Below are 22,492 nucleotides of genomic sequence, written 5' to 3'. Positions count from 1 at the left end.
GCATGACGACAACGCGCCTCGAGCCGGGTGACACCGCCCCCGAGTTCACGCTGCAGACGGACCGGGACGAGTCCCTGTCGCTCGCCGACCTTCGCGGGCGCAAGGTCGTGCTCTACGCCTATCCGGCGGCGATGACGCCGGGCTGCACCAAGCAGGCGTGCGACTTCCGCGACAACATCGCGTCGCTGCGCTCGGCCGGCTACGAGGTGGTCGGCATCTCGCCGGACTCCCCCGCCAAGCTGGCCCAGTTCCGCGAGCGCGACGCCATCACGTTCCCGCTGGTGTCGGACCCGGACCGGGCGGTGCTGCGGGCCTACGGCGCCTATGGGGAGAAGCAGAACTACGGCCGCACGGTGCTCGGCGTGATCCGCTCGACCTTCGTGATCGACGAGAAGGGGCACATCGAGCGGGCGATGTACAACGTGCGCGCCACCGGCCACGTGGCCAAGCTGCGCAAGGACCTCGGCCTGGACTGAGGTCCGTCGCCGAACACGACGGTAATCCGGCCGAAACGAGGCGTACCTAGGCTCTCGTCATGGCGGACATCTTCGATGACTATTCGATGTCCGGGGCCATGTTCGAAGCTTGGGACGAGATGTTCGAACGCCCCGGCCAGCCGCGGTCGCCCTATCGCTCGCTGTTCGCCGCGCTCCAGCCGCTCGCCCCCGCGGACCTGCGGTTCCGGGCCGAGCAGCTGGCTCGCGTCTTCACCGATCGCGGGGTCACCTTCGCCTACGCCGGCGAGGAACGACCCTTCCCGCTCGACCTGATCCCCCGCATCCTCGACGCCTCCGAGTGGGACCTGCTGACGGCCGCCGTCCAGCAGCGGGTCAAGGCCCTGGAGGCGTTCCTGGCCGACATCTACGGCGCCGGGCGCGTCTTCGCCGACGACGTCGTGCCCCGCAAGCTCATCACCACCAGCGCGCACTTCCACCGCCAGGCGCACGGCATCGAGCCGCCCAACGGCGTGCGCGTGCACATCAGCGGCGTCGACCTGATCCGCGACGAGGAGGGGCGGTTCCGGGTCCTCGAGGACAACCTGCGCATCCCGTCCGGGGTGTCGTACGTCATCGAGAACCGCCGCGCCCTGACCCACACCATGCCGGCCCTGTTCGCCGACGCGCGGGTCCGGCCGGTCGACGACTACCCGGCCCGCCTGCTCGCGGCGCTGCGGGCGGCCGCCCCCGAGGGCGTCGAGGACCCGACCGTGGTGGTGCTCACGCCCGGCGTGTACAACGCGGCGTACTTCGAACACGCCCTGCTCGCCCGCCTCATGGGCGTCGAGCTCGTCGAGGGCCGCGACCTCGTGTGCAGCGGCAACCGGGTGCGGATGCGCACCACGCAGGGCGAGCGGCCGGTGCACGTCGTGTACCGGCGGGTCGACGACGACTTCATGGACCCGCTGCACTTCCGGCCCGACTCGGTCATCGGCTGCCCGGGGATCGTGAACGCGGCCCGGGCCGGGCAGGTGACGCTGGCCAACGCGGTCGGCAACGGGGTCGCCGACGACAAGCTCGTCTACACCTATGTGCCCGACCTGATCCGCTACTACCTGTCGGAAGAGCCGCTGATCGACAACGTCGAGACGTACCGCCTGGACGACCGCGATCCCGACGTGCTGTACGACGTCCTCGGAAGGCTCGACCAGCTCGTGCTGAAGCCGGTCGACGGCGCCGGGGGCAAGGGCATCGTCATCGGGCCGCAGGCCTCGCCGGAGTCGCTGGCCGCGCTGCGCACGGCGGTGGAGAAGGACCCGCGCGGCTGGATCGCCCAGCGCCCGGTGGCCCTGTCCACGTCACCGACGCTGCTCGGGGACCGGGTGGCCCCCCGGCACATCGACCTGCGGCCCTTTGCGGTCAACGACGGCAACGAGATCTGGCTCCTGCCCGGCGGGCTGACCCGGGTGGCACTGCCCGAGGGCGCGCTGGTGGTCAACTCCAGCCAGGGCGGCGGGTCGAAGGACACCTGGGTGCTGGCCCACCCGGGCGAGCCGGCGCCCGCCCCGAGGCCCCGCGTCGCGGCCGAGCCCCGCGACGCCGGTGGCAGCCCCCGTGACAGCGGCCCGGCGGCCGCGCAGATGGCCGGACAGCAGTAGGAGGGCTGATGCTCAGTCGCATCGCGGAGTCGCTGTTCTGGATCGGCCGCTACATCGAGCGGGCCGACGACACCGCCCGCATCCTCGACGCCTTCCTCGGCCGGCTGCTGGAGGACCCGTGGGCCGACGAGGACGGGGCCTGCCGCTCGCTGATGTCGATCCTCGGCGCGCCGGCCCCGCAGGACCGCCGCATCACCACCGGCGACGTGCTGGAGCTGCTCGCGTTCGACGCGGAGGACCCGAGCGCCATCTCCGGCGCGATCGTGGCCGCCCGGGACAACGCGCGCGGCGTGCGCGAGACGATCTCCAGCGAGATGTGGGAGTGCCTCAACGTCACCTGGCACACCCTCGCCTCCCGCCGGGTCGCCGCCGAGCGCCTCGGCCCGACCGTCTTCCTCAGCTACGTGCGCGAACGCGCGGCCGTGCTCGCCGGCCTCGCCGAGTCCACGATGAGCCGCGACGACGGGTGGCGCTTCCTGGTGCTCGGGCGCAGCCTGGAGCGGGTCGACATGACCGCCCGGCTGCTGTCGATCCAGACCAACACGCCGGACGAGGGCACCGGGTGGCGCACGGTGCTGCGCTCCTGCGGCGCCGACGAGGCGTTCCTGCGCACCCACGGCGGCACGTTCGACCCCCAGCGGGTCACCGAGTTCCTGCTCCTGGACCGCCTGTTCCCCCGATCCGCGCTGCATGCCTTGGGTACGGCGGAACAGTGCCTGATCGACCTCGCGCCCACCACCGAGCGGGCCGGCGTGACCGACGCCGCCCGAAGGCCCATCGGGCAGATCCGCACGCGCCTGGAGTACGCCGACACCACCACCCTGCTGGCCGAGCTGCCCCACCACCTGCGCGGCCTGCAGCAGACGTGCGCGACGGCGAGCGCGGCCATCACCGCCCGGTACTTCCCGCAGTCCACGCCCGTCACCTGGGGCACCGTAGCTTGGGGTGGTTCATGAACTGGCGCCTGAAGATCCGGCACGTCACCGGCTACAAGTACGCGGGCGCCGTCTCGGCCTCCTACAACGAGGCCCGGCTGACCCCGATGACCCTCCCCTGGCAGACGACGCTGTTCAGCCAGGTCGAGGTCACGCCGGGCGCGACCACCTACCGCTACTACGACTACTGGGCGACCCAGGTCACCGCCTTCGACCTGCACCGCCCCCACCAGCAGCTGCGGGTCGTCTCCAGCAGCCTCGTCGAGGTCTCCCCGCCCCCTGCGCCGCACCGCTCGCTCGGCTGGGCCGATCTCGGCGCCGAACAGGTGCTCGACGCGCACGCCGAGTTCCTCGTCCTCAACCGGCTCACCGCCGTCGGCCCGGAGCTCGTCGAGCAGGCCTGGGCCGCCGCCGGCGCGCTCTCGCCGGCGGAGTCCGCGGAGGCGGTGTCGCACTGGGTGCGCGCCGAGGTGGCGTACGTGCCGGGCTCGACCGGCGTGCAGACCAGCGCCCAGGAGGCGTGGGAGCTGCGCCAGGGGGTCTGCCAGGACATCGCGCACCTGACCGTCGGGCTGTTGCGGGCCAAGGGGGTTCCCGCGCGGTACGTCTCCGGCTACCTCCACCCGAAGGTCGAGGCCGAGGTCGGCGAGACGGTCGCCGGCCAGAGCCACGCCTGGGTCGAATGGTGGTGCGGCGAGTGGACCGGCTTCGATCCCACCAACGGCGTCCCGGTCGGCCCCCGGCATGTCGTCGTGGCCCGCGGGCGCGACTACGACGACGTCCCGCCCCTGCGCGGCGTGTACCACGGCGCGCCGAGCAAGCAGCTGGGCGTCACTGTGGAGATCACGCGACTGGCCTGAGTATTGTGTCTTTCGGTTACGGGGGGCCGTAGCCCAATGGCAGAGGCACACGGTTTAGGTCCGTGCCAGTGTGAGTTCGACTCTCACCGGCCCCACAGTCGGGGGCTCACCCTGCTCGCGCGTCCTTTGGACGGGCTCGCCGGGCGCCTGTGGATTTTTCGCGCTCGCTTCGCTCGCTCCCCAGTGGGGGCTTCGCCACCCACACCCCCCTGTCGGTGGTTGCGGGCCGCTTGGTAGTTGCGGTCCCCTTGGTGGTTGCGGGCCGCTTGGTGGTTGCGGGTTTTTCGTTTCTCCTGGGCTTGGTGGCGCTCGTACACTCGTGCGCATTATGACGAAGCTGAATCAGATCATCGCGGTCGAGAAGGGCGTGAAGTCCCGCTCGTTCCAGGACCTGACGGAGGCCCACCACGTGCTGCAGAAGCCGGCGCTGCTGGCTGGCATCTCGCGCACCTACCGCCCGAAGGACGAGGAGGGCGAGCAGCTGCCGCCCGAGTCCACCCGCGTCCAGGTGAAGGCCGAAGAGGTACTGCGCCAGACCGGCACCATCCTCACCCGCCTCTTCGACGTGACCGCCACGAAGGACTGGACGAACTGCGTGGCCCGCGCCGACGTGGTCGTCGACGGCACGCCGCTCCTGCGCGACGTCCCGGTCTCCTACCTGCTGTTCCTGGAGAAGCAGCTCGCCGACGTGCTCACGTTCGTGCGCAAGCTGCCGGTCCTCGACGCCGCCGAGACGTGGGTGTACGACGCCTCGGCCGACACCTACGCCACCGAGCCGACCCAGACCACGCGCACCAAGAAGATCCCGCGCAACCACGTGAAGGCCGAGGCCACCGAGAAGCACCCGGCGCAGGTGGAGGTCTACTACGAGGACGTGGTCATCGGCTACTGGAAGACGATCAAGTTCTCCGGCGCCCTCCCGGCCAAGCGCGTCAACGAGCTCGTGGAGCGCGTCGAGAAACTGCAGGCCGCGGTCAAGTTCGCCCGCGAAGAGGCCAACGCGGTCGAGGTGGTCGAGCAGGAGACCGGGGAAAAGGTGTTTCGCTACCTCTTTGGTTAGGGTCTAAGATCGGTGGTGCGCAAGGAGCGCAGACTGAACCTGAGGCTCAGTTTGACAGGTGCGCGCGGTGTCAACGTGGAGGTTCGATTCCTCCCGCCGCCATTGACGTGGCGGCGTAGCCCAACGGTAGAGGCGGCCGCGGGAACCGAAACACAAACTCAACTTCTCGCTCCAGTCTGAGCATTCGCCGCCGAACGCCGGATCAACCGAACGGGACGCCAGTCGTCGAGGTTGCGGGTTCAACTCCCGCTCGGTCCTCTCCATGGGCCGATAGCTCAATCGAAGAGCGCGACGTCATAATTTGATCCACGTTCTTCAAACGTCGCCGGTGTGCGCAATTGGGCGGCACGCCGAAGCCCGGTGGATGGATACTCCACCGGGCTTCACCATTCCCGCCTCCGGCGCCTGCGTCCTTTGGCGCACGCGTCTTCTCGGCGCACGCGTCTACTCGGAACCCGCGTCTCCCGGGACTCGCGTCCTCCCGGCGCACGCGTCTGCTCGGAACCCGCGTCTTCCCGGGACTCGCGTCCTCCCGGCGCACGCGTCTGCTCGGAACCCGCCTCTTCCCGGGACTCGCGTCCTCCCGGCGCACGCGTCTACTCGGAACCCGCGTGTCCTCCCGGGACTAGCGTCCTCCCAGCGCACGCGTCTTCCCGGGCCGGCTCAGACCGCCGGAATCCGCATCCGCTGCAGCGCGGCAACCGCCGTCTCGGGCTCATCCACGCTCACGGTGAACTGCCGCCCCCCGAAGTCGAACATCAACGCCGGCCCGGACCGCACGACGACCGCCCGCCCCCGCCCCGGCACCCAGGTCCATCCCCACCGCTGCCCGATACTGGCCCGCACATCCACGGCCCGCAGCCCCTGCACCATGCGCAACGGCACCGAGATCGCCGGCAGAGGCAGCAGCCCGTGCCGAATCCGCACGTTGTACATGCTGATCTGCACCCCGACGTGCGCCATCGCCGCCGCCCAGACCACCAGCGCCACCCCGCCGGCGAAGAGCAGAACGCTCAGCCCGAGCCGCTTCGGGTGCTCGAACGCCTCCCCCGGCGCCAGCAGGTACCCCGTCACGAAGCACAGCAGCCCGACCCCGGCCCCGGCCCCCGCCCGCCGGTACCCGATGGCCCGCCCACCCCAGAGCAAAAACGACACGCGCGTTGTTCTACCAGAGCCCCACCCGGTTCCCCCCACCACGCCGCGTGACGGTCCACACTCTTCAATCCCCCAGACCGCCCGCCCCTCGCTGACCAGCGCAAACCCGCCGCCAGCCCCCTTCTGAACGGGCTGTCCGATGCCAGTCAGTAAGCGCCCACACAACCCCTCGAGCCGGTCCCCATCCGCACCCCGAGCCAACGGCCACCACCTCCACGCCGCCGACCACTCACTCACGCCCCGCCGCGCCAGCGCACCACCCACCTGCCCCCGTCTCCGGAAGCCTGCCTGCCCCGGTCTCCGAACGCCCTGCCTGCCGCTGCCTCTAGACGCCCCGCTTGCCTCCGTCTCCGGACGCCCTGCCTGCCGCTGCCTCCGGACGCCCTGCTTGCCTACGCCTCTGGACACCGTTGCTACGCGGCCCCGCGGTTGCTAGCCCCGCGATCGCTAGGCGGCCCCGGCGGTTCGGGCTGGCCCGCATTCGGTCATGGCCTCGGCGAGCGCCATCAGCGACCGCACCACGGCGTTGCGCCCCTCCCCTCCGTGCAGCATCTTCCGCGGCTCCCGCAGCCGCTCGACGCCGATCGCGTGAGCGCCGGCCCGCTGCGTCGCCGACATGGCCGCGAACGTGGCACACACCACGGCGGACTCCTCGGCCCGCACGCCGATGGCGTCGAACACCGGCGCCATGGTCCGCACCGCCGGGTTCCGCATCGCGAACCCTCGCCCCAGCGCCGGTCCGACCAGGCTCCGCAGCCCGAGCCGATGCAGGTACCGCCCGACGGCCGACTCGCTGTGCGGCGCGTACACCGTGATCGTCCGCCCGGTCGCCCGGCACGCCTCGAACAGCTCTGCCGTGCCCGCGGTCACCGGCACCCAGTCCGCGGCGTCGACCTCCGCGTCGTGCACCAACTGCTCGGCCCTGCGTCCGGCCTCCTCCGACACCCCGTACGCCTCGGCCAACATGTCGAAGGGGTTGTCGCTGATGCCCATCAGGATCGACGTCCGATGCCCCGACTCGTGCAGCATGCCGGAGATTTGCCGCGCCACGGCGGCCGGCTCCGGCAGCAGGTTCCCGAGCACGCTGAACGTCACGACGACGTGGTTCGTGCGGTCGAGAATCTCGGCGAGATGGGGCCGCACCCGTGAGGGCGTCACGGCTTGATCATGACCCGCCACGCGCCTCCCGCGACGTGTTATGCCACTTTCGCCCCACCGCCCCGCGCGGCCGGCTCCACTCGCTGACCAGTTCCTTAAGGTCGGTGTCCGATCAGCCGGACCCCGCCCACGGGTCAGCGGATGCTGACCTGGTCGCCGATCGCGATCTTCCCCCGCCCGTCCGGGATGAGGTTGATGCCGAACAACAGCCCGCCCGGGAATCGCCGGTGTTTGCCCAGCACGCGCAACGGCTGCCGCCCCTTCTCGCCCGTCTCTGGGTCGATGGTGGTCAGCACGCAGCGGTCGCACGGCTTCGGCGCCCGGAACGTGACGTCGCCGATGACGATCCGCCGGCCGAGCCAGTCGTCCTCCGCCCAGGCCGGGGCCCCCGAGATGACCACGTTGGGCCGGAAGCGCGTCATCGCGATCGGCTCGTCGCCGTCCTCGGCGAGCCAGTCGTTCACCGCCTGCAGCGAGGCCTCGTTCGTCAGCAGCAGCGGATAGCCGTCGGCGAACGAGACGCGGTCGTCCGGCTCGCCGAACTCCGGGTCCACCTGCCGGCGGGTCGGATCGTCCAGGTGAAACAGGCGGACCGGCTGCCCGACCACCTGCGAGATCCAGTGATGCGCGGCGTCCCCCGCGGACGTCGCGGCGATCCACTGGTGGAAGTGCTTGACGTCCGTCGTCGTGCCGGACGGGTACGGAACCTCGAGGCTGGGCATCCCGTTCGCTTCGAGGACGAGGCCTTCTCCGGTGTACCGCGGCCGGATCCCGCCCATCGAGGGCCAGTTCCGCTGCGTCATGAGTTTCGCGTCCTCGTCGACGACGAGCCACCGCCGGTCGCCGGCCAAACCCCAGGGCTCTACCTCTGCGGCGCCTGCCTCGACGCGGTAGCAGCTCTTGATCGGGTAGGTGGCCAAATAGCTCAGGTGCACGTTCTGAGAGTCGCATGTCGTACTCCCTTCCCGCCATCATTCTGAATGACTCCATGCGGTTGACGCAAGCATGAAAGCCGACTTACAGTCGAGCCATGACCACATCCCCCCGGCAACGGATACTCGACCTCTTCGACGGGCAGCGACTGACGCCCGTCCAGCGCCGCATCGCGCGCATCCTGGTCGAGCACGCCGGGCGGGCGGGCTACCTCTCCAGCGGCGATCTGGCCAGCCTGGCGGGGGTGAGCCAGCCCTCCGTGACCCGGTTCGCCACGGCACTGGGCTTCGAGGGCTATCCGGCGCTGCGGGACCAGCTACGCCTCACGATCGACGGCTACCGGCACGATTCATCCACAGTGGACGACGGCGAGGAGACTGCGCCGGTCAGCCAGTTCGAGCAGGCGCTGACCGACGAGATCGCCAACCTGCAGCACCTGTCCGACACGCTCCGGGACACAGGGCCGCTCACCGAGGCCGGCCGCATGCTCATGGAGAGCCGGCCGCTGCCGGTGCTCGGCATGCGGGCCGCGGGCGCGCTCGCGGGGGCGTTCGCCTACTTCGCGGCCAAGGTCCATCCGGACGTTCGCCTCCTGCACGAGCAGGGCAGCCTGCTCGCGGATCGCCTGGAACAGGCACGCGCGGCTGGTGCAGTTGCGATGCTGGCGTTTGTGCTGCCCCGATATCCCCGCGAGGCGGTCGACGCGCTGCGCGAGGCGCGGGCCGTGGGGCTTCGCGTGGTCACCGTGACGGACTCGCCGGTCAGCCCCGCGGCCACCGAGTCGGACGTGGTGCTGCCGGCCCCGGTCGGTTCCCGGCTCGTGTTCGACATGCACACGGCACCGATGGCCATGATCACGATTCTGCTGCAGGCCATGTGCGACACCGCGCCGGCCGAGACCCAGGAGCGGCTCGAGGCCTTCGAGCGTTCCGCCGCCAACCGCCAGTTATTCCTGCCCTAGCCAACCCGACACCTAGCCGAGGAGAACCATGGAAGCGGTCCGTGCCCCTCGGGGCACCCAGTTGACGGCGCGAGGCTGGCAACAGGAAGCAGCGCTGCGCATGCTCATGAACAACCTCGACCCCGAGGTTGCGGAGCGCCCGCAGGACCTGGTCGTCTACGGCGGCACGGGCAAGGCCGCCCGGGACTGGCCCTCGTTCCGGGCGCTGGTCCGCACGCTCACGACGCTGGGCCCCGACGAGACGATGCTGGTCCAGTCGGGCCGCCCGGTCGGCGTGCTGCAGACGCACGAGTGGGCGCCGCGAGTCCTCATCGCCAACTCCAACCTGGTCGGCGACTGGGCCAACTGGCCGGAGTTCCGCCGGCTGGAGGCGCTGGGCCTGACGATGTACGGCCAGATGACCGCCGGCTCGTGGATCTACATCGGCACGCAGGGCATCCTGCAGGGCACCTACGAGACCTTCGCGGCGGTGGCCGAGAAGCGGTTCGGCGGCTCGCTGGCCGGCACGCTGACGGTGACCGCGGGCTGCGGCGGCATGGGCGGCGCCCAGCCACTGGCGGTCACGATGAACGGCGGGGCCTGTCTCATCATCGACGTCGACCGGGGCCGGCTGGAGCGCCGCGTCGCCACCCGCTACCTCGACGTCATCGCCGACTCCCTGGAGGCCGGGGTGCGGCTCGCGGTGGAGGCACAGATCGCCCGGCGGCCCCTGTCGGTCGGGGTCGTGGGCAACGCCGCGCTGCTGCTGCCCGAGCTGCTGCGGATGGGCGTCGCCGCCGACATCGTGACGGATCAGACGTCGGCGCACGACCCGCTGTCGTACGTGCCGAGCGGGATCGCGCCCGAGGACGCGGCGGACTACGCGGCGAAGAAGCCCGAGGAGTTCACCGACCGGGCGCGGCACTCGATGGCCCGGCACGTGGAGGCGATGGTCGGGTTCCTCGATCGCGGGGCCGAGGTGTTCGACTACGGCAACTCGATCCGGGGTGAGGCACAACTCGGCGGTTTCGATCGAGCGTTCGCGTTCCCGGGCTTCGTCCCGGCGTACATCAGGCCGCTCTTCTGCCGAGGCAAGGGCCCCTTCCGATGGGCGGCGCTGTCCGGCAACCCGGCCGACATCGCCGCCACCGACCGCGCGATCCTGGAGCTCTTCCCGGAGAACGAGTCCCTGCGGCGCTGGATCACGATGGCGCAGGAGCGCGTCGCCTACCAGGGCCTGCCGGCCCGGATCTGCTGGCTCGGGCAGGGCGAGCGCGACCGCGCGGGGCTGCGGTTCAACGAGATGGTCGCCGACGGGACCATCGAGGCCCCGATCGTCATCGGGCGCGACCACCTCGACACCGGGTCCGTCGCCTCGCCCTACCGGGAGACGGAGGCGATGCGCGACGGCTCCGACGCCATCGCCGACTGGCCGCTGCTCAACGCCCTGGTCAACACCGCTTCGGGCGCGTCGTGGGTGTCGATCCACCACGGCGGCGGGGTGGGGATCGGGCGGTCGATCCACGCGGGCCAGGTCTCGGTCGCCGACGGCACCGAGCTCGCCGCGCAGAAGCTGGCACGAGTGCTCACCAACGACCCCGCGATGGGCGTGCTGCGGCACGTCGACGCCGGGTACGAAGACGCGTCCGAGGTCGCCGAGGCGACCGGCCTTCGAGTACCGATGCGGGAGCAGTCATGAGCGACAACGCAACGGCGACCACGATGAACGCCGAGCGGTTCGCCGCCCTGTGGGGGTCGCTGAGCCCGGTGGGCCGGGCCGGCGACGACGGCGGGTACATGCGCCACTCGTGGACCGACGTCGACCTGGTCTGCCGGGAGTGGTTCGTCGAGGAGGCGCTGGACCGCGACCTCGAGGTCGAGATCGACCGCAACGGCAACCTGTGGGCCTGGTGGGGAGACCCGGAGGGCGAGGGTGCCGTCGTCACCGGCAGCCACCTGGACTCGGTGCCGCACGGCGGGGGCTACGACGGCCCGCTGGGCGTCGTGTCGGGGCTGCTCGCCGTCGACCGGCTCCGGGAGCGCGGCGTGACGCCGGCGCGGCCGCTGGCGGTGGTCGTGTTCACCGAGGAGGAGGGCGCCCGGTTCGGGGTGCCGTGCCTGGGATCGCGGCTGCTCACCGGGGCCTACGACCCGGCCAAGGCACTGCGGCTGCGCGACCGTGAGGGCACGTGGCTCGCCGACGTGATGAGCCGGGCCGGGCTCGACCCCGACCGGCTGGGCCCCGATCCCGAGCGACTGGCCCGCATCGCGGCGTTCGTCGAGCTGCACGTCGAGCAGGGGCGGGCCCTCGACCACCTCGACGCACCGGTCGGGGTGGCCAGCTCGATCTGGCCGCACGGGCGGTACCGCTTCGACTTCACCGGGCAGGGCAACCACGCCGGCACGACCCGGATGTCGGACCGGCACGATCCGATGCTGACCCTGGCGCACACGGTGCTGGCCAGCGACGAGGCAGCCCGGGCGCACGGCGCGCACGCGACGGTCGGCCGGGTGGACGTCGCGCCCAACGCCACGAACGCGATCGCCTCACGGGCCTCGGCCTGGCTGGACGCCCGGGCCGCCGACACCGACACCCTGCAGAAGCTGGTGGAGGCGATCCATCAGCGGGCCGAGGAGCGGGCCCGGCTGGACGGGACGCACGTGGCCATGGCCGCCGAGTCGACGACCGGCGAGGTGGCGTTCGCCGGGGACGTGAGCCGGCTGGCCGCGACGGTTCTGGACGCGCCGGTGCTGCCGACCGGGGCCGGGCACGACGCCGGGGTGCTCGCCGGCCACGTCGACACCGCGATGCTCTTCGTGCGCAACCCCACCGGCATCTCGCACGCCCCGCAGGAGTCCGCCTCCGACGCCGACTGCGTCGTCGGGGTGGAGAAGCTCACCGATCTGCTGGCTCGGCTATGTCAGTGACGCGGTACCACTGCGCTCACGCCTGGCTTCCGACGGGCGTCGCCGACGACGTGCTGCTCGAGCTGGCCGGCGGCCGGTTCGTGACCGTGCGGCCGGGGACGCCCGCGGAGGCGGCCGAAGCCGACGGTGCCGTGCGGCTCCCGGGCGTCACCCTGCCCGGCCTGGCCAACGCGCACTCCCACGCCTTCCACCGGGCCCTGCGGGGGCGCACACAACGGGGGCGGGGGACGTTCTGGACGTGGCGCGACCAGATGTACGCGGTGGCGGGCGCGCTGGACCCCGACTCCTACCACGCGCTGGCGCACGCCGTGTACGTGGAGATGGCGCTCGCCGGGATCACGTGCGTCGGGGAGTTCCACTACCTGCACCACGCGCCGGGCGGCGGGAAGTACTCCGACCCCAACGCGATGGGCGAGGCGCTGATCGCGGCGGCTGCGGACGCGGGCATCCGGATCACGCTGCTCGACACGCTGTACCTGACCGCCGGGGTCGACGGGCGGCCACTCGAGGGCGTGCAGCTGCGGTTCGGCGACGGATCGTTCGACGCCTGGTCGAGCCGGGTGGACCGGCTGCGGGCCCGGCCCCACGCGCGGATCGGCGCGGCGGCGCACAGCGTCCGGGCCGTCCCGGCCGGCGTGCTCGCCGAGTTCGCGGCGCGCACCGAGGGGATGCCGACCCACGTGCACCTGTCGGAGCAGCGGGCCGAGAACGAGGCCTGCCTGGCGGTTCACGGGCGCACCCCGACGGAGCTGCTCGCCGACCGAGGGCTGCTCGGCGGGCGGGTGACGGCCGTGCACGCCACGCACCTGACCGACGCCGACCGGGCCGAGCTCGGCGACACCGGCACCGGGGTGTGCTTCTGCCCGACCACCGAGCGGGACCTCGCCGACGGCATCGGGCCGGCCCGGGCGCTCGCCGACGGGGGCAGCCCGCTGAGCCTCGGCAGCGACAGCCACGCGGTCATCGACCTGTTCGAGGAGGCGCGCGGGATGGAGATGCACGAGCGCCTCCGCACCGAGCACCGCGGCCACTTCACCGGCGCCGAGCTGCTCGGCGCGGCCACCGCCGCCGGGCACGCCGCGCTGGGCTGGGCGCACGCCGGCACGATCGCGGTCGGCGCCCGCGCCGACCTGGTCACCGTGGCGCTGGACTCGCCCCGCACGGCCGGCTGCGATCCGGCGGCGATCGGGTTCGCGGCCACCGCCGGCGACGTCCGCCACGTGGTGATCGACGGGCGCGTGGTCGTACGCGACGGGGTGCACCTGGCCACGCCCGACGTCGGAGCGGCCCTGACCAAGGCGCTGGCGGCCATGCCCACGACCGGCCAGACCAGGACAACCCACGGGCAGGCAGCCCGGGCGGAGAAGGCCAACGCAAAGGATGCCCGCGGGACGGAAACCGGGGCGCCGCAGGCCGGAGGCATCCGTGAGACAGGGATCGGGGCGACGCGATGAGGTCGCTGCTGGTCACCAACATCGGCGAGCTGGTCACCGGGGATCCGGCCTGGGGCAAGGGTCCGCTCGGCATAAGGCGCGACGCCGCCCTCGTGATCGACGACCGGCGGGTCGAGTGGATCGGGCGGCCCGAGGACGCGCCGATGGCCGATGCGCGGCTCGACGCCGACGGGGCGGCGGTGCTGCCCGGGTTCGTCGACAGCCACTCGCACCTGGTGTTCGCGGGCGACCGGTCGGCCGAGTTCGCGGCGCGGATGGGCGGGGAGCCGTACACGGGGGGCGGCATCCGCACCACGGTCGGGGCCACTCGCGCGGCGGAGGACGAGCAGCTGCGCGCCAACGTCGGCCGGCTGCGCGGCGAGGCGCTGCGGCAGGGCACGACGACGATGGAGATCAAGTCCGGGTACGGGCTGAGCGTGGCGGACGAGACCCGGTCGCTGCGGATCGCGCGGGAGTTCACGGTCGAGACGACGTTTCTCGGGGCGCACGTGGTGCCGGCGGAGTACGCGGACCGGGCCGACGACTACGTCAGCCTGATCTGCGGGCCGATGCTCACGGCGGCGTGTGGTGCCGGGGCGCGCTGGATCGACGTGTTCTGCGAGCGCGGAGCCTTCGACGCCGACCACTCGCGGGCGATCCTGACCGTCGGGGCGGACGCCGGACTGGGTGTGCGCGTGCACGCCAACCAGCTGACGCAGGGGCCCGGCGTGCAGCTCGCGGTCGAGCTCAACGCGGCCTCGGCGGACCACTGCACGCACCTGTCCGAGGCCGACATCGCGGCGCTGGCCGACTCGGCCACCGTGGCGACGCTGCTGCCAGGGGCGGAGTTCTCGACGCGGTCGCCGTACCCGCCGGCGAGGGCGCTGATCGATGCCGGGGCGACCGTCGCGCTGGCCACCGACTGCAATCCCGGGTCGTCGTACACCACGTCGATGCCGTTCTGCATCGCGCTCGCCGTGCGCGAGATGGGGATGACGCCGGCCGAGGCCGTGCTCGCCGCCACCCGCGGCGGGGCGGCGGCGCTGCGCCGCGGCGATGTCGGGCATCTCACCGTCGGGGCACGCGGCGACCTGGTCGTGCTCGACGCCCCCTCACACGTGCACCTGGCCTACCGGCCCGGGGTGCCGCTCACAAGTACCGTCGTGCTCAATGGGGAGCTGGTTTGATCACCATCACTGCCTCTGGCATCAGCCCCAGCGACCTGATCGCGGTCGCCCGGGGCAACGCGCGGGTGACCCTCGCGCAGGACGCGCTCGACGCCATGCGCGCGAGCCGCGCGATCGTCGATGACATCGAGCGGGCCGGGCGGCCCGTCTACGGGGTGTCGACCGGGTTCGGGGCGCTCGCCAACACGTTCATCGCGCCCGAGCGAAGGGCCGAGCTGCAGCACGCGCTGATCCGGTCCCACGCCGCGGGCGTCGGGGCGCCGATGCCCCGGGAGGTCGTCCGGGCGATGATGCTGCTGCGCATCCGGTCGCTCGCGATGGGGCGCTCCGGGGTACGGCCCGAGGTCGCGCAGGCGCTCGTCGAGCTGTTGAACGCCGACATCACGCCCTGGGTGCCCGAGCACGGGTCGCTCGGCGCGTCCGGCGACCTCGCCCCGCTGGCGCACTGCGCGCTGGTGCTGATCGGCGAGGGGTGGGTGCTGGGCAAGGACGGCACGCGGATCAGCGCCCTCGACGCGGGCGTCTCGCCGATCGAGCTGTCGTCGAAGGAGGGGCTGGCGCTCATCAACGGCACCGACGGCATGCTCGGCATGCTGCTCATGGCCATCGAGGACGCCGCGCACCTGTTCACGATGGCGGACGTGACCGCGGCGCTGTCGATCGAGGCGATGCTCGGCTCGGACCGGCCGTTCATGCCGGAGCTGCACACGATCCGGCCGCACCCCGGGCAGGCGGCGTCGGCGGCGAACATCCACCGGCTGCTGCAGGGGTCGCCGATCATGGATTCGCACCGGGACGACCTGGTGCATGCGGTGCAGGACGCGTACTCGATGCGGTGCGCGCCGCAGGTCGCCGGGGCCGCGCGGGACACGCTGGAGTTCGCGGCGACGGTCGCGGGGCGGGAGCTGCGCTCGATCGTCGACAACCCGGTGGTGCTCACCGACGGCCGGGTGGAGTCGACCGGCAACTTCCACGGGGCGCCGCTCGGGTTCGCCGCCGACTACCTCGCGATCGCGGCGGCCGAGGTCGGGGCGATCGCGGAGCGGCGGGTCGACCGGCTGCTCGACGTGAGCCGGTCGCGGGACCTGCCGCCGTTCCTGACGCCGGACGCGGGCGTGAACTCGGGGCTGATGATCGCGCAGTACACGGCGGCGGGCATCGTCGCCGAGAACCGCCGGCTGGCGTCGCCGGCGAGCGTGGACTCGCTGCCGACGTCGGGCATGCAGGAGGACCACGTCTCGATGGGGTGGGCGGCGACCCGCAAGCTGCGCACCGTCCTGGACAACCTCTGCAGCATCCTGGCGGTCGAGCTGATCTCGGCGGTCCGGGGCATCCAGCTGCGGGCCCCGCTCCAGCCGTCGCCCGCCGGCCGGCTCGCGGTGGCGACGGTCGAGCGGTTCGCCGGCACCCCGGGCCCGGACGTGTTCCTCGCCCCGGTGATGGAGGCCGCCCGCGCCCTGGTGTGGTCACGGGACCTGCGAAGGGAGATCGAGGCCACGGCCGGCCCCCTGTCCTGAGGCGGCCGCCGCGAGAAGCCGCGCGGCACGGGCAGGGACACGCCCGCCACGCCCGCCGAGAAGAGATCGGCGGGCGGGCGGCGTGGTTACAGGTTCGCCGCCAGGGCCCGGAAGGCCTTGCCGCGGTGGCTGATGGCGTCCTTGCCCTCGGGCGAGAGCTCGGCGGTGGTCTCGGTGTGGCCGTCGGGCACGAAGATGGGGTCGTACCCGAAGCCGCCCTCACCCCGCGGCGCGCGGATCAGGTGGCCCCGGACCTCGCCCCGGAAGACCTCCTCGCGGCCGTCCGGGTACACCAGGGCGGCGGCGCAGACGAAGGCGCCGCCCAGGTGCTCGTCCGGGACGTCGCCGAGCTGGGCGAGGACCAGGCGCAGGTTGGCGCCGTCGCGGTCGGGGGCGCCGCTGGGCAGGCCCGACCAGCGGGCCGAGAAGACGCCCGGCATGCCGTTCAGGGCGTCCACGGCCAGGCCCGAGTCGTCGCCGACGCTGGGCAGCCCGGTGTACTGGACGGCCTCCCTCGCCTTGAGGAGGGCGTTCTCCTCGAAGGTAAGCCCGGTCTCGGGCGCCTCCGGGTAGGTCTCCACGTCATCGAGACCCAGCAGCTCCACGTGCGGGGCGGAGGACTCCAGGACGCGGCGCAGCTCGACGAGCTTCTTCTTGTTGCGGGTGGCCAGGAGGAGCTTCATCCGGCGATCGCCTTCTGCTGGAGCGCGGCCAGCTCGGCGCAGCCGGTGGCGGCGAGGTCGACGAGGGCGTCGAGCTCGGCGCGCGCGAAGACGCTCTGCTCGCCGGTGCCCTGGACCTCGACGAAGTCGCCGGCGCCGGTGCACACGACGTTCATGTCGACGTCGGCGACGACGTCTTCCTCGTAGCAGAGGTCGAGGCGGGGCTCGCCGCCGATGATGCCGACGCTGACGGCGGAGACGGAGCGGTGCAGGACGTCGGCGGGCTTGCCGGCGAGCTTGCGCTGGCCCGCGAGCCACTGCACGGCGTCGTGGAGGGCCACGTACGCGCCGGTGATGGCGGCGGTGCGGGTGCCGCCGTCAGCCTGCAGGACGTCGCAGTCCAGGACGATGGAGTTCTCGCCGAGGGCCTTGAGGTCGATGCAGGCGCGAAGGCTGCGGCCGATGAGGCGGGAGATCTCGTGGGTGCGGCCGCCGATCTTGCCCTTGACGCTCTCCCGGTCGCTGCGGGTGGTGGTGGCGCGCGGGAGCATGGCGTACTCGGCGGTGAGCCAGCCCAGGCCGGAGCCCTTGCGCCAGCGGGGCACGCCCTCGGTGACGCTGGCGGTGCAGAGCACCCGGGTGTTGCCGAACTCGACGAGCACGGACCCCTCCGGGTGCATGCTCCACTGGCGAGTGATCGATACAGGTCGAAGTTGGTCGGGTGTGCGTCCATCGGGTCGAGCCATACCGACCACCCTAGTCATTGGACGGTTACGCAACCTTCCCCGGTACCTCGTCGGGCCGCACGGGCGAGCCGAGCTCGAGGTCCAGGATGTCGAGGTCCGGCGAGCCGTGGCGCCACTCCGCCCAGGCGAGGCGGAGCAGGCCCGGGAGGAGGTCGGTGGAGCGGCGAATCACCCACGCGGAGCCCGCGGTGGCCATCCAGAACGCCTGGGCGCCGAGGGTCGGCGGCGGGCTGCTGGGCTCGGGCGAGGGGCGGCCCGACGACGGGCCGGGGAGCCCGAGGCGCTCGAGCACGCCTCGCTTGTCCAGCAGGTCGAAGTACGAGCAGGCGAGGAACCGGTGCCCGCGCTCGCTGGGGTGGAGCCGGTCGACGCTCCACATTCGCCGGTCGTACGAGTCCGAGTCGCCCGCCGCGTCGAAGTGCACGGTGTCGTAGCGGGCGGCGACGAGGTCGGCGGCCTCGTTGATCTCGGCCATGCGCCGGGCCAGGGGCCGAGCGAGGGAGCCGGGCAGGCCGAACATCCGGCCCGGGTCGGGCAGCCGGATGGTGAGCACCTCGGCGCCGGCGCCGCGCAGGGCGGCGACGGTGCGCTCGAGGTGCCCGGCGAAGCGGGCGGAGTCGAATGGGTCCCGCAGCGTGTCGTTGGTGCCGATGAGCACGGCGGCCAGGTCGGGGGCCACGGAGAGCGCCCTCGGCAGCTGGTCGCGCTCGAGGTCGGCCGCCCGGGCGCCGCTGGTGGCGAGGTTGTGCAGCTTGACGCCGAGGGCCGCGGCGAAGATCGGCGCCCAGCCCCGCCAGGCGCCCTTGACCCTGTCCCCGTAGCCCGCGGTGGTCGAGTCACCGAGGGCAGTGAACACCGTCATCGCACGGCCACCGTCGACGACGAGTGGTGGACGGCGAGGAAGCCGGCGACGGCGGCCGGCCACGAGAACTGCTCAGCGCGAGCCCGGGCGTCGGCGCGACGCGCGGCTGCCGGTCGGGTGAGCACCTGGAGTACACCTCCCGCGAAGTCATTGGTGACGGCGACGCCGGCGGCGCCGACCACCTCGGGTAGCGCGGACGCCGCGTCCACGACGACGGGCGTGCCGCAGGCGAGCGCCTCCAGCGCGGCCAGCCCGAAGGTCTCGATCGGGCCGGGTGCGATGACGACGTCCGCGGTGGCGAGCAACGATGCGACGGCGGTGCGCTCCGCCACGAACTCCATGAAGCGGATCGGGTGGCCGTGCGCCTGCTCCTGCAGCCGGGCGCGGAGCGGGCCGTCGCCGACGATCACGAGCACCGCGTCGATGCCCCGCTTGCGCAGGGCGACGAGGGCCTCGACGGAGCGCTCGGGGCGCTTCTCCGACGACAGACGGCCGCAGTGCACGATCAGGACCTGGCCGGGCTCGGCGTAGCGGGCACGCAGGGAGTCGTCGTACCGCGACGGGTTGAACAGCTCGAGATCGACCCCGAGCGGCACCTGGCTGATGTTCTCGGCCCCGATGCGGCGGAACTCGGCGGCGGCCCAGCTGGTGGTGCACACGATCCGGTCGTACGAGCGGAAGCTGCGGGAGTTGAGCAGGTCGGCCCACGGGTTGCCGAGCGGGCCGGCGAAGGTGAGCAGCCCGGCGAGGCTCTCGTGGGACACCATGACCGCCGGAATGCCGCGCTCGCGGGCCCAGCGGCCGGTCCAGCGCAGCGTGAACCGGTCGGACACCTCCAGCCGGTCGGGCTCGAGGCGCTCGAGCAGCTTCATGAGGCGGCGGCGGGCCAGCAGGACGCGGTACCCGCCGGTGCCGGGCACGACCGTCCCGGGGATCGTGATCACCCGGCCCTGCCCGGTCGCCTCGTCGGAGTAGACGGACCCCGGGACGATGAGGATCGGCTCATGGCCCGCGGCGAGGTACCCCTCGCCGAGGGCTTGGAGCGCCGTTCGCAGCCCCCCGGAGCGCGGCATGACGAAGTTCGCCAGCCGCACGATCCGTGAGGTCATGCCGGGATCGGTACGGACCGGGTGGCCACGCCCCCCGAGTGCACGTCCACGTAGTGCTTGATCAGCTCGTCCCCGACCGCCGCCCAGGTGCGCGAGGCGACGGCGACCCGGGCCGCGACGCCCATGGCCTGGCGCCGCTCCCGGTCGTTGACCAGCGAGGCGACCGCGTCGACGAGCGCGGCGGCGTCGCACGGCGGCACGAGCAGCCCGGTCCGGCCGTCGTCGACCAGGTCGAGCGGGCCGCCCTGGGCGGGGGCGACCACCGGCACGCCGCTGGCGAGGGCCTCCTGGATGGTCTGGCCGAAGGTCTCGAACGGGCCGGTGTGCACGAAGAGGTCGAGGCTGGCGAAGATCCGGGCCAGCTGGGCGCCGCGCCGCTCGCCGAGGAACACCGCCTCCGGCATCGCCCGCTCGAGGTTCGCGCGGGCCGGCCCGTCGCCGACGACGACCACCCGGACGCCGGGGATGCGGCTGACCGAGGCAAGCAGGTCGACCCGCTTCTCGACGGCGAGGCGGCCGACGTACCCGACGATGACCTGCCCGTCGGCGGCGACCGCGCGGCGCAGGGCGGCCGAGCGGTGGCCCGGGTCGAACCGGGCCGCGTCGACGCCCCGGCGCCAGAGCCAGACGCGCTCGATGCCGTGGCTGTGCAGCGCCGTGGCGGCCGCGGTGGAGGGGGCCAGGGTCCGGTCGGCGGCGTTGTGGATGCGCCGCAGCCAGCGCCAGGCGGCCGACTCGCCGAGGTTCGACTTGTAGTAGAGGCGGGCGTAGGACGGGACGTCCGTCTGGTAGACCGCCACGGTGGGCAGCCCGAGCGACGAGGCCACGGTCATGCCGCGCGCGCCGAGCACGAACGGACTGGCCAGGTGGACGAGGTCGGTGCGATGGGCCTTCAGCGCGGCGGCCAGCCGAGGGCTGGGCAGGCCAAGCCGGAAGCTCCCGTACCCGGGCGTCGCCACTGACGGAACCCGGATGATCTGGTACGGGAACGAGCCGGTGACCGATCGCGCCCCGGACGACGGCTGAGGCGCGATCACGAGCGGCTCGTGGCCACGCGCGACGAGATGTTCGGCGACCCGGACGACGGAGTGGGCCACACCGTTCACATCGGGCGGGAACGATTCGGTGACGATCGCGATCCGCATGCCATGACCATGAGGGGGGTGTCCATGCATGCGGCCACGATATGTTGGCCAAACGGCAAACGGGTTCCTAAATGTCGTACCGAGCGCCTGGTCGGACGACATCGATCGGCCCGGCGAACGCTCCCGAGGCCGCCTCCAGCGTCAATGCCTCGCTCCCCCACGCCGGCACCAGGTGCGTGAGCAGCAGCCGTCCCACGCCCGCCTTGGTCGCGTGCTCGGCGGCCTCCCTGCCCGTGAGATGCAAGTCGGGCGGGTTGTCGACGCCGTCGAGGTAACTTGCCTCACACAAAAACGCGTCGGCGCCCTGGGCCAGCCGGATCAGCGCCTCGCAGGGAGCGGTGTCGGCGGAGTAGGTGAGGACCTTGCCGCCGTGCTCGATCCGGACGCCGTACGTCTCGATGGGGTGGTTGACCCGATCGACGGTGACCTGGAAGGGCCCGATCGGGAAGCTGCCGGGCTGCAGGGCGTAGAAGGTGTAGACGTCGGCCAGCGAGAGCGGCTCGTTCTCCCCGCCGTAGGCCGAGGCGATCCGCTCGGGCGCGGCGACCGGGGCGTAGACGGGCAGCGGCGGATACTTGCCGGCCGGGCCGTAGTGCCGGGCCACGATGTACGAGCAGGCGTCGAGCATGTGGTCGCAGTGCAGGTGCGACAGCAGGATGGCGTCGATCGAGTACAGCCCGCCGTAGCGCTGCAGGCTCGACATGGAGCCGGGGCCGAAGTCGACCAGCAGACGGAAGCCGTCCGCCTCGACCAGATAGGCGGAGCAGGGCGCTTCCGGGCCCGGGAAGCTGCCGGCGCAGCCGAGAACCGTAAGCCTCATTGTGCTGCCCTCAACCCGCCGACTCCCGTCTTCGTCCGAATCTGTGGATCGCACCGGTCAGGTGAGGATAGATCCAATCGCCAGGCCGGCCGTTGTAGGGCACGGCATGGGCCGTCACGCTGCGCAGCCTACGCCGGACTGGCAGCCCAGGCTGAATGATCGGACGCCAGATGTCGCCAAGGTGACACGGTTGCGTCACGCTCAGCTACCCCGCTCGTTGCACCCAGTGAGCCAGGTTCTTCAGGAGGCACCGTGTCGGTCGACGTTTCCCAGCGCGTCAAGCAACTCCGCCGCCAACTGCCGGACGCGTTCCGATTGCCGACCGAGGCCGACCCCCGCCCCGCCAACCGCCAGATCGCCGCCGTCTGCGCCTGGGCGGCCGCGCTGGGCCTCGGGGGCATGGCGGTGGCCCTGCGGGCGTTCGTGGGCCTCGTGGCGGAGTACCGCGGCTGGTACGCCCCCACCGTCGTCACCATCGGCCTGCTGGGGCTGGCGTGCACGATCGGGGCGTTCGCGAGCGTTCACCGCCGGCGCCTGCCGTTCGCGCTGCTGGGTGTCGCCTCCGTGAGCCTGCTGATCGGTTGGATCGTGACGGGCCTCTGAAGGCCTTTTGGGACTCCGGCCCGCGCAACCAGGGCACCGTCGCTCCCGTCAGCGCCTGGTCTGGGTCGATCAGCGCGAAGCCGCATCGAGCCAGACTGGGCGAACCGGTCGGCCCCTGGGGGGCCTCCCTGCCAGCGCCGCCGTGCCAGACCCGCGACGACTCCCACGCCAAGATCAGCCCGGATAAGTCGGGCGCTGGCGCGCCACGACTTATCCGATTTATACCCCGACAGGGGATTCTCTCTGGCGAGTCGCCCGTCAGGGCATAAATCCGACATGTCGTGGCGCGCCAGCGCCCGACATGTCGGACAAGGCCACCGGGACGCCCGTCGGGGTATAAATGC

At 72.3% G+C, this 22,492-nt stretch carries 21 protein-coding genes and 1 tRNA gene; 13 read left to right on the top strand and 9 right to left on the bottom strand.

Annotated elements, in window-relative coordinates; all coding sequences use genetic code 11:
- Positions 1-2 precede the first annotated feature (2 nt).
- From bcp to ABD352_RS51840, 6 genes are all read left to right on the top strand, one after another.
- Positions 3-476: a thioredoxin-dependent thiol peroxidase gene (gene bcp, locus ABD352_RS51865; RefSeq protein WP_344620075.1), complete on the top strand. Its 474-nt coding sequence runs from the start codon at positions 3-5 to the stop codon at positions 474-476.
- A 59-nt stretch (positions 477-535) separates the two neighbouring features.
- Complete coding sequence (locus ABD352_RS51860; RefSeq protein WP_344620074.1) at positions 536-2,095, top strand: circularly permuted type 2 ATP-grasp protein; 1,560 nt, start codon at positions 536-538, stop codon at positions 2,093-2,095.
- A gap of 8 nt (positions 2,096-2,103) precedes the next feature.
- Positions 2,104-3,051 (top strand): alpha-E domain-containing protein, encoded by a 948-nt coding sequence (locus ABD352_RS51855; RefSeq protein ID WP_344620073.1) that lies wholly within the window; start codon positions 2,104-2,106, stop codon positions 3,049-3,051.
- On the top strand, positions 3,048-3,890 hold the full coding sequence (locus ABD352_RS51850) for a transglutaminase family protein (protein ID WP_344620072.1): 843 nt from the start codon (positions 3,048-3,050) through the stop codon (positions 3,888-3,890). The genes ABD352_RS51855 and ABD352_RS51850 overlap by 4 nt, the downstream gene beginning before the upstream one ends.
- A 22-nt stretch (positions 3,891-3,912) precedes the next feature.
- Positions 3,913-3,985 (top strand) — tRNA-Leu (locus ABD352_RS51845).
- 233 nt (positions 3,986-4,218) lie between these two features.
- Positions 4,219-4,950, top strand: a complete 732-nt coding sequence (locus tag ABD352_RS51840) for a DUF7873 family protein (RefSeq protein ID WP_344620071.1) — start codon at positions 4,219-4,221, stop codon at positions 4,948-4,950.
- A gap of 663 nt (positions 4,951-5,613) precedes the next feature.
- Here the strand turns inward: ABD352_RS51840 and ABD352_RS51835 are convergent.
- From ABD352_RS51835 to ABD352_RS51825, 3 genes are all read right to left on the bottom strand, one after another.
- Entirely contained in the window at positions 5,614-6,105 is a 492-nt protein-coding gene (locus tag ABD352_RS51835; protein WP_344620070.1) for a hypothetical protein, read from the bottom strand.
- Between the two features lie 447 nt (positions 6,106-6,552).
- The gene (locus ABD352_RS51830) at positions 6,553-7,263 is read right to left on the bottom strand and encodes a hypothetical protein (protein WP_344620069.1); all 711 of its coding nucleotides are present in this window, start codon (positions 7,261-7,263) and stop codon (positions 6,553-6,555) included.
- Between the two features lie 134 nt (positions 7,264-7,397).
- Complete coding sequence (locus tag ABD352_RS51825; protein ID WP_344620068.1) at positions 7,398-8,198, bottom strand: MOSC domain-containing protein; 801 nt, start codon at positions 8,196-8,198, stop codon at positions 7,398-7,400.
- Between the two features lie 95 nt (positions 8,199-8,293).
- Here ABD352_RS51825 and ABD352_RS51820 point away from each other — a divergent pair, with 95 nt between their 5' ends.
- The 6 genes from ABD352_RS51820 to hutH are packed head-to-tail and all read left to right on the top strand — an operon-like array spanning position 8,294 to position 16,201.
- Positions 8,294-9,157, top strand: coding sequence for a MurR/RpiR family transcriptional regulator (locus tag ABD352_RS51820; protein ID WP_344620067.1), 864 nt, complete (start codon positions 8,294-8,296; stop codon positions 9,155-9,157).
- Positions 9,158-9,185: 28 nt separating this feature from the next.
- Positions 9,186-10,835, top strand: coding sequence for a urocanate hydratase (gene hutU, locus ABD352_RS51815; protein ID WP_344620066.1), 1,650 nt, complete (start codon positions 9,186-9,188; stop codon positions 10,833-10,835).
- A complete protein-coding gene (locus tag ABD352_RS51810) occupies positions 10,832-12,064 on the top strand; it encodes an allantoate amidohydrolase (RefSeq protein WP_344620065.1) in 1,233 nt (410 codons plus the stop codon). Before hutU ends, ABD352_RS51810 begins: the two co-directional genes overlap by 4 nt.
- Entirely contained in the window at positions 12,061-13,518 is a 1,458-nt protein-coding gene (locus ABD352_RS51805) for a formimidoylglutamate deiminase (RefSeq protein WP_425553969.1), read from the top strand. The genes ABD352_RS51810 and ABD352_RS51805 overlap by 4 nt, the downstream gene beginning before the upstream one ends.
- Entirely contained in the window at positions 13,515-14,684 is a 1,170-nt protein-coding gene (gene hutI / locus ABD352_RS51800; protein ID WP_344620063.1) for an imidazolonepropionase, read from the top strand. Before ABD352_RS51805 ends, hutI begins: the two co-directional genes overlap by 4 nt.
- Positions 14,681-16,201 carry a histidine ammonia-lyase gene (gene hutH / locus ABD352_RS51795; protein WP_344620062.1) on the top strand — a complete coding sequence of 507 codons (1,521 nt, stop codon included), beginning with the start codon at positions 14,681-14,683 and terminating at the stop codon, positions 16,199-16,201. The genes hutI and hutH overlap by 4 nt, the downstream gene beginning before the upstream one ends.
- Positions 16,202-16,287: 86 nt before the next feature.
- On the opposite strand, the gene rdgB is transcribed toward hutH, so the two are convergent.
- The 6 genes from rdgB to ABD352_RS51765 form a co-directional block, all read right to left on the bottom strand.
- Positions 16,288-16,884 (bottom strand): RdgB/HAM1 family non-canonical purine NTP pyrophosphatase, encoded by a 597-nt coding sequence (gene rdgB / locus ABD352_RS51790; protein ID WP_344620061.1) that lies wholly within the window; start codon positions 16,882-16,884, stop codon positions 16,288-16,290.
- Entirely contained in the window at positions 16,881-17,609 is a 729-nt protein-coding gene (rph, locus tag ABD352_RS51785) for a ribonuclease PH (protein WP_344620060.1), read from the bottom strand. The genes rdgB and rph overlap by 4 nt, the downstream gene beginning before the upstream one ends.
- A 25-nt stretch (positions 17,610-17,634) precedes the next feature.
- Positions 17,635-18,471, bottom strand: coding sequence for an SGNH/GDSL hydrolase family protein (locus tag ABD352_RS51780; RefSeq protein ID WP_344620059.1), 837 nt, complete (start codon positions 18,469-18,471; stop codon positions 17,635-17,637).
- Complete coding sequence (locus tag ABD352_RS51775; RefSeq protein WP_344620058.1) at positions 18,468-19,580, bottom strand: glycosyltransferase; 1,113 nt, start codon at positions 19,578-19,580, stop codon at positions 18,468-18,470. The genes ABD352_RS51780 and ABD352_RS51775 overlap by 4 nt, the downstream gene beginning before the upstream one ends.
- Positions 19,577-20,725, bottom strand: a complete 1,149-nt coding sequence (locus ABD352_RS51770; protein ID WP_344620057.1) for a glycosyltransferase family 4 protein — start codon at positions 20,723-20,725, stop codon at positions 19,577-19,579. The genes ABD352_RS51775 and ABD352_RS51770 overlap by 4 nt, the downstream gene beginning before the upstream one ends.
- 67 nt (positions 20,726-20,792) lie before the next feature.
- On the bottom strand, positions 20,793-21,545 hold the full coding sequence (locus tag ABD352_RS51765) for an MBL fold metallo-hydrolase (protein ID WP_344620056.1): 753 nt from the start codon (positions 21,543-21,545) through the stop codon (positions 20,793-20,795).
- Positions 21,546-21,797: 252 nt separating this feature from the next.
- Here ABD352_RS51765 and ABD352_RS51760 point away from each other — a divergent pair, with 252 nt between their 5' ends.
- Positions 21,798-22,148, top strand: a complete 351-nt coding sequence (locus ABD352_RS51760; RefSeq protein ID WP_344620055.1) for a hypothetical protein — start codon at positions 21,798-21,800, stop codon at positions 22,146-22,148.
- Positions 22,149-22,492: the final 344 nt, after the last annotated feature.

This window comes from Dactylosporangium salmoneum (assembly GCF_039532525.1).
Classification (GTDB): domain Bacteria; phylum Actinomycetota; class Actinomycetes; order Mycobacteriales; family Micromonosporaceae; genus Dactylosporangium; species Dactylosporangium salmoneum.
Note: the sequence above shows the minus strand (reverse complement) of the source record. Positions and strands in the feature narration are given on the sequence as shown.

Coding starts and splice junctions, on each gene's coding strand:
- bcp (WP_344620075.1), top strand. CDS start 3: ATGACGACAACGCGCCTCGAGCCGGGTGACACCGCCCCCGAGTTCACG.
- ABD352_RS51860 (WP_344620074.1), top strand. CDS start 536: ATGGCGGACATCTTCGATGACTATTCGATGTCCGGGGCCATGTTCGAA.
- ABD352_RS51855 (WP_344620073.1), top strand. CDS start 2,104: ATGCTCAGTCGCATCGCGGAGTCGCTGTTCTGGATCGGCCGCTACATC.
- ABD352_RS51850 (WP_344620072.1), top strand. CDS start 3,048: ATGAACTGGCGCCTGAAGATCCGGCACGTCACCGGCTACAAGTACGCG.
- ABD352_RS51840 (WP_344620071.1), top strand. CDS start 4,219: ATGACGAAGCTGAATCAGATCATCGCGGTCGAGAAGGGCGTGAAGTCC.
- ABD352_RS51820 (WP_344620067.1), top strand. CDS start 8,294: ATGACCACATCCCCCCGGCAACGGATACTCGACCTCTTCGACGGGCAG.
- hutU (WP_344620066.1), top strand. CDS start 9,186: ATGGAAGCGGTCCGTGCCCCTCGGGGCACCCAGTTGACGGCGCGAGGC.
- ABD352_RS51810 (WP_344620065.1), top strand. CDS start 10,832: ATGAGCGACAACGCAACGGCGACCACGATGAACGCCGAGCGGTTCGCC.
- hutI (WP_344620063.1), top strand. CDS start 13,515: ATGAGGTCGCTGCTGGTCACCAACATCGGCGAGCTGGTCACCGGGGAT.
- rdgB (WP_344620061.1), bottom strand. CDS start 16,884: ATGAAGCTCCTCCTGGCCACCCGCAACAAGAAGAAGCTCGTCGAGCTG.
- rph (WP_344620060.1), bottom strand. CDS start 17,609: ATGGCTCGACCCGATGGACGCACACCCGACCAACTTCGACCTGTATCG.
- ABD352_RS51780 (WP_344620059.1), bottom strand. CDS start 18,471: ATGACGGTGTTCACTGCCCTCGGTGACTCGACCACCGCGGGCTACGGG.
- ABD352_RS51775 (WP_344620058.1), bottom strand. CDS start 19,580: ATGACCTCACGGATCGTGCGGCTGGCGAACTTCGTCATGCCGCGCTCC.
- ABD352_RS51770 (WP_344620057.1), bottom strand. CDS start 20,725: ATGCGGATCGCGATCGTCACCGAATCGTTCCCGCCCGATGTGAACGGT.
- ABD352_RS51765 (WP_344620056.1), bottom strand. CDS start 21,545: ATGAGGCTTACGGTTCTCGGCTGCGCCGGCAGCTTCCCGGGCCCGGAA.